At 73.0% G+C, this 5,531-nt stretch carries 7 protein-coding genes and 2 pseudogenes; 4 read left to right on the top strand and 5 right to left on the bottom strand.

Going from position 1 to position 5,531, the window contains the following annotated elements; all coding sequences use genetic code 11:
• Together ETD83_RS43245 and ETD83_RS38670 are read left to right on the top strand one after the other, a co-directional pair.
• A pseudogene (locus ETD83_RS43245) lies at nucleotides 1–506 on the top strand (hypothetical protein); the annotation flags it as partial.
• Nucleotides 503–1,171: a response regulator gene (locus ETD83_RS38670; RefSeq protein WP_138650148.1), complete on the top strand. Its 669-nt coding sequence runs from the start codon at nucleotides 503–505 to the stop codon at nucleotides 1,169–1,171. The pseudogene ETD83_RS43245 and the gene ETD83_RS38670, both read left to right, overlap by 4 nt.
• Nucleotides 1,172–1,312: 141 nt before the next feature.
• Here the strand turns inward: ETD83_RS38670 and ETD83_RS38665 are convergent, their stop codons facing one another.
• Both ETD83_RS38665 and ETD83_RS38660 read right to left on the bottom strand, forming a co-directional pair.
• Complete coding sequence (locus tag ETD83_RS38665; protein WP_205718128.1) at nucleotides 1,313–1,705, bottom strand: hypothetical protein; 393 nt, start codon at nucleotides 1,703–1,705, stop codon at nucleotides 1,313–1,315.
• 258 nt (nucleotides 1,706–1,963) lie between these two features.
• On the bottom strand, nucleotides 1,964–2,536 hold the full coding sequence (locus ETD83_RS38660) for a TetR/AcrR family transcriptional regulator (RefSeq protein ID WP_138650147.1): 573 nt from the start codon (nucleotides 2,534–2,536) through the stop codon (nucleotides 1,964–1,966).
• Nucleotides 2,537–2,619: 83 nt separating this feature from the next.
• On the opposite strand from ETD83_RS38660, the gene ETD83_RS38655 reads away from it, so the two are divergent.
• Both ETD83_RS38655 and ETD83_RS45135 read left to right on the top strand, forming a co-directional pair.
• A complete protein-coding gene (locus ETD83_RS38655) occupies nucleotides 2,620–3,438 on the top strand; it encodes an NADP-dependent oxidoreductase (RefSeq protein WP_205718127.1) in 819 nt (272 codons plus the stop codon).
• Entirely contained in the window at nucleotides 3,431–3,571 is a 141-nt protein-coding gene (locus ETD83_RS45135) for a zinc-binding dehydrogenase (protein ID WP_230421482.1), read from the top strand. The genes ETD83_RS38655 and ETD83_RS45135 overlap by 8 nt, the downstream gene beginning before the upstream one ends.
• A 257-nt stretch (nucleotides 3,572–3,828) precedes the next feature.
• On the opposite strand, the pseudogene ETD83_RS45130 reads toward ETD83_RS45135, so the two are convergent.
• From ETD83_RS45130 to ETD83_RS44070, 3 genes and pseudogenes are all read right to left on the bottom strand, one after another.
• Nucleotides 3,829–4,272: pseudogene (locus ETD83_RS45130) on the bottom strand (DUF4158 domain-containing protein); the annotation flags it as partial.
• Between the two features lie 102 nt (nucleotides 4,273–4,374).
• Complete coding sequence (locus tag ETD83_RS38645) at nucleotides 4,375–5,178, bottom strand: phosphatase PAP2 family protein (RefSeq protein WP_138650146.1); 804 nt, start codon at nucleotides 5,176–5,178, stop codon at nucleotides 4,375–4,377.
• A gap of 120 nt (nucleotides 5,179–5,298) precedes the next feature.
• Complete coding sequence (locus ETD83_RS44070) at nucleotides 5,299–5,520, bottom strand: hypothetical protein (protein ID WP_205718126.1); 222 nt, start codon at nucleotides 5,518–5,520, stop codon at nucleotides 5,299–5,301.
• Nucleotides 5,521–5,531: the final 11 nt, after the last annotated feature.

Genomic DNA, 5,531 nt, shown 5'->3' with positions numbered 1-5,531 from the left:
CCACCCGCCCGGCCGCCGCCCCGCCACCGGCCGGCGCGGCACTGCGCGGCGCCCTCGGACTCACCGGCACGGGCACGGGGGAGTGGTCCTCCGAATCCGCCCGCCACCTGGCCCGCGAACGCCGCCAGGTCCGCCGCGGCCTGATCACCGCCATCGCCGTCCCCACCGGGCTCATGGCCGCGCTCGGCGTCATCATGGCCGGCTACTACATCTACGCCACCCTCAACTCCGTCCTCGCGCCCGCCGACTACGCCGCGCTGCGCCTCGGCGCCGCCCAGACCGACGTCCAGGACGCCCTGCCGCGCATGGAGGCGATGGGCTCCGGCGTCGTCAAGGCCGCCGTCCCCGAACCCCCGCACGCCGACTGCCGCTACTACCGGCCCGACGCCAACCTCATCGGCGTCAACCGCTACTACCGGCTCTGCTTCACCGGCGGCCGGCTGACCGGCAAGGACTCCTACGACACCGGGCAGCTCAGCGCCCAGCAGCGAAAGGGCACCGATTGATCCGGGTACTGCTCGCCGACGACGAGGCGATGATCCGCGCGGGCGTCCGCGCGATCCTGGCCGCCGACCCCGGCATCGACGTGGTCGCCGAGGCCGCCGACGGCCGCGAAGCCGTCGACCTCACCCTCCGCCACCGCCCCGAGGTCGCCCTCCTGGACATCCGCATGCCCCGCCTGGACGGCCTCGCCGCCGCCGCCGAACTCCGCCGCGCCGCCCCCGGCACCGCCCTCATCATGCTCACCACGTTCGGCGAGGACGAGTACATCGCCCGCGCCCTGTCCGGCGGCGCCAGCGGCTTCCTCCTCAAGTCCGGCGACCCCCGCGAGCTCATCGCCGGGGTCCGCGCCGTCGCCGGCGGCGCCGCCTACCTGTCCCCGAAGGTCGCCTACCGCGTCATCACCGAACTCGGCGGCGGACGCCTGTCCGGCGGTGCCCGCGCCCGCCGCCGCACCACTGGTCTCACCCCCCGCGAACGCGACGTCCTGGCACTGTTGGGCGCCGGCCTGTCCAACGCGGAGATCGCCGCGCGGCTGCACGTCGTGGAGGGCACCGTCAAGGCCTACGTCAGCGCGATCCTCACCCGGCTGGACGTCCGCAACCGCGTCCAGGCCGCCGTCATCGCCTACGAGGCCGGACTCGTCGACGGCATCGACGAAAGGACCTGACACCGCCCGGCCCCGGGCCCCGCCGCGCGGCGTCCCGGACCGGTGCGGAACGTGCGCGGCCAGGGCGGCGCGGCGTACCAGGGGTCCCCGTAGTACTCGCCGAAAGACGGGCGGACATGCCTGACCTGCAGTGATGTGGCGTTATCCGCGGCGTTGCGGGCCGGACAGCGTCTCGGTGGCCTGGTGCACGGCGGCGAGGCCGGGTTGACGCAGCGCTGGACGCTGCGCAGGGATTTGCGCCCCGGTCTTGGCCATGATCGCGTTCGCGGACGTGTTGGTGTCTCCGAGGTGGGTGGCTGAGCTGTGCCGGAGTCGCTGGAGCCGGAGGCCGTCGCCGTAGTGGCCGAGCAGGATCCGGGCGCGGTCGTAGCCCAGCCGGGCCCGGCCGGTTTCCGGGCAGATGTCGTCCGGGTCGGTGGTGGCGCGGCGGTGCGGGCCGGGGCGGTATCCGGACAGGAACAGCGGGCCGCGTTCGCGGCCCGCGATCAGCCGGGGCAGCAGGTGGGCGGTGTCGGTGCCCCAAGTGATCCACATGGTGTCGCCGCCCTTGCGTCTTCTTCCGCACCGGCACGTCGCGGCGGTCGGCACAGCCGATCGATCCGGGAGCGGGACACGGCCTTGGTGCCGTCGTTGTTCTCGCGCCGCCGCTCGGCCGAATCCGGCAGGATGGGCTCGGTCCAGTGCTGCTTGGCCGCGCACCAGGTGAGCCAGGAGCCGACGACGGCGCGGATGGTCGGCCCGCCGGTCTTGCCGGGTGCGGTCCGCCGAGTGCCGAGTTTGGTCACGGTCGACTCAGCGGACTGTCGGAGCCGGCAGTGTGACCGCCTCGCGCAGCTCGGCGGCGGCTTGGGCCATGAGCTGAGCGAGGGTGCTGTCCGGCTCGGCTAGCCAGCGGGGCATGGCGCGCCGGTGGATCGCCAGCACCACGTCGATGATGAAGCGTGCTTTGCCGGGCTCGACACCGCGGCGCTCGAGCGCCGGTGCCAGCGCGTCGGCGATGTCGGCGAGCTTGATCAGATCGCGCTCGGCCAGTGCCGGGTTGGCGGCGATCACTCTTCCCCGGCGCAGCAGGAACTCGCGTGGGCGGAAGATATCCTCGGCGGTTCCCAGCGCGGTCAGCAGCGCCTCGATCGGGGTGAGGCCCGGGTCTGCCGCCTCGACCTGGGCGACGAGGTGAGCCTCGAGTTCGTTGCCGGCGAAGAGGACTTCCCGCTTGTCGCGGAAGTAGCGATAGAAGGAGCGCTCCTTCAGACCGGCGGCGCTTGCGATCTGCGCGACCGAGGTGCGCTCGAACCCCTGCGTCTCGAACAGCTCGAGCGCCGCGCGTTCGAGCCGGCCCTGTGCGTCGGATTCCCATCGCGGCATACCCACCAGGGTACGACAACAGGAGCTGTTATCAGCTGGTACGGTCAATGACAACAGATGCTGTTATCAGCCAGGAGATCGTCATGAAGGCTCTGCAATTCGACCGGTTCGGTTCCCCGGACGTGATCGTGCTCCGCGACGTCCCACAGCCGGAGCCGGGACCCGGCCAGATCCGGATCGCCGTGCGGGCGTGCGGCCTGACACCGGCCGACTGGCACGTCGTCGACGGTCTCCTCGCCGACCATCTGCCGCCGCTGCCGCGCGGGCTCGGCCTCGAGGTCGCGGGCACCGTCGACGCGCTCGGCGAGGGCGTCACCGGCGTCCGGATCGGCGACCGCGTGTTCGGCCCGGCCACTTTCGACGGCCCGACGGCCGGCGCCGCCGAGTACGCGCTGATGCCGGCCTGGGCACGCATTCCCGAGGGCGTGACCGCCGAGCAGGCCGCCGCTCTGCCGATGGCGGCCGAGACGGCGTGGCGCGCACTCGACGACCTCGGCGTCCAGCCGGGTGAGCTGCTGCTCGTCCACGGCGCGGGCACCACCGTGGGTGAGGCGGCGGTGCGCTTCGCGCTGCACCGGGGTATTCGGGTGATCGCCACAGCCGGGCCGACTCGGGCCGCCGCCCTGGAAGAGATCGGCGCTCAGGTGACCGCCTACGGCGAGGGCATGGCCGAACGCGTCAGCGCACTGACCCCAGGCCCCGTGGACCGCGCCCTGGACACCGCGCCGACCGGGGGCCGGATCGACCGCGCCGACCAGCCCAGCCCGGCCGGCGGCTCGCTACCGACCTTTGATCGAGCTGACCGGGGATCCCGACCGTGTCCTCACCGTCTCGGACTTCGCCGCCGCAGCCGAACTGGGCGTCCGGATCACCACCGAGATCCGCTACGACCAGATGAATGAGTTCGCCAGGCTCGCCGGCGAAGGCATCCTCGTCGTACCGGTCGCCCGCACCTACACCCTCGACCAGATCCAGGAAGCGGCCAAGCTCAGCCAATCCCGCCGCCCCGGCGGCAAACTCATGCTCGTCCGGTGATCGCCCTGCCGGCCTGATGAAGCGAGACCACCTCGACGAGGAACCGGGCCAGGCCTCTTCCCCTCGTCCGGGCACCCTTGTCCTGTCCGGCGGTCATCCAGCAGCGCCTGCCGCTCCTCTGGCCGGCCACCGCAGCCCGGGTCGTGCGGATCTCCGGGTCGATGGCGAGCAGTCTGTCCAGCGCGGCGCCCGTCGGTGAACCCGTGCGCCGGCCGGTCGAAGGTCTCCCGCTGCGCCTCGGCACGGGCGTGAGCGACTCGCTCGACCACGGTGACCGGGCCAGGCCGGATCACCCGCGCCGAGATCAGGTACTCGCACCCCAGCCGGAACAGCGGCGTCGGCGAATCGTGCTCCATCGCCCGCGCCAGCAGGAACTCGTCCGGTTCCTTGAGTTCCAAGGTGGTAGGCAGCCGCCAGCCCGGATACCTCGCTACCAGCCGCAGATGCTCGGCTCGGGTCTTCGCCCGCTGCCCGTAGGCCCGCAACTCGTCCGGGGCGACGCTGAGCTGATCAGCCAGCCGTACCACCACAACTGGCGGTGCCGAGGACACCTTGTCCGGCACGAAGCCCAGCCACGGCAACGTGCACAACGCCACGGCCAGACCGAGCCGGTCCGCCGGACCGCGACCCCGGCCGGGATCGACGAACGCGATATGCGCCGGGGTCAGCGTGAAGAACCTCGCCAGCTCGTCCCGGCCGATCTCCGGGAGCCCTCGACCTCCCCCAACTCCGCCAGATCCGCAGGTCGGGAGCCTACTCAGCCATATCCGCCCGATTTTTGGCGAGTGCTGCGGGGACCCCTACTAGGGGAGCGGGCCGTGCCTGCTGGTCAGGCCGCCCATCACGTCCGGCATCGTCACCTCGGCGGCCGGCGGCTCCGGCAGCCCGCCGCCCCGGCTCACCGGGCCCGCCCCGGCGGGCACCGGCACGCCCCGCGGGACGGCACCCACACCGGTGGCCGGGACTGCGACACCGGCGCGCGGGCCGAGCGAGCTCGGCGCCGCCGCGGGACCCGCGCCCAGCAGCGCCGCCCCAGCCGCCACGCCGCGCAGCGCCTCCACCGCCCGCCGCGCCACCGCCACCAGCACCAGCGCCGCCGCCGGCGCCACCACCACCCCGACCAGGAACCCCGCGGCCACGTCATGCGGGTAGTGCACGCCCACGAACACCCGCGAGAACGCCATCAGCGCCGCCAGCGGCAGCACCAGCGGCGCCAGCGCACGCGACGCCACCACGATCGCCGCGGCCGACGCCGCCGCGATCGTCGCGTGATTGCTCGGGAACGACCAGTCGCCCGGCGACGGGCACGCCGCGATGTGCACCGCCCCCGCCACCGCCCGGCACGGACGCTCCTGCCCGACGAAGGTCTTGGACACCTCGCTCACCAGATACGCCGCCACCACCGCGAACGGCGCCGCCAGCGCCAGGCCCATCGACCGCGCGTCCCGCCCCCGGGCCCGCCACCAGCCCGCCACGAACAGCGCGGCGAACAGCAGCAGGCCCCCGTCGGTCCCCACCTCCGCCGCCGAATGCACCCACGACGGCGTGCCCTCGGCGAACCCGGTGATGTCCCGGTACAGCTCAGCGCTGAAATCCGGCGCCCCCATGCTCCCCCTCACACTCGAAACGACCCCTGCCCGACACCTTTGAGACATCACACAGAAGACTGAAGTTCACCTTAGAGTCATCTGTCGGCAACCTCGCCACCCACACGAACCGGGCGGACCTCACACGCCCGACATCGGCCCCACCCGGTCGGCGGCCTCCACGCCGCGTCCGTCCGGCACGGCCGCCGCACCCCGGCGGCGCCGCAGGAACCGCACACCCTCCACCACCGCCGTCACCGACAGCGCCAGCCCGATCCCGACCGCCACACCCTTCAGCGGGTCGTCCTCGAACGCGTGCCCCCCGACAAACCCCCTGCCTCTTATACACATCTCCGAGCCCACGAGACCCTAAG

The organism is Actinomadura soli, from assembly GCF_005889715.1.
GTDB lineage: Bacteria > Actinomycetota > Actinomycetes > Streptosporangiales > Streptosporangiaceae > Spirillospora > Spirillospora soli.
The sequence above is the reverse complement of the archived record's forward strand: the minus strand, read 5'-3'. Positions and strand labels throughout refer to the sequence as shown.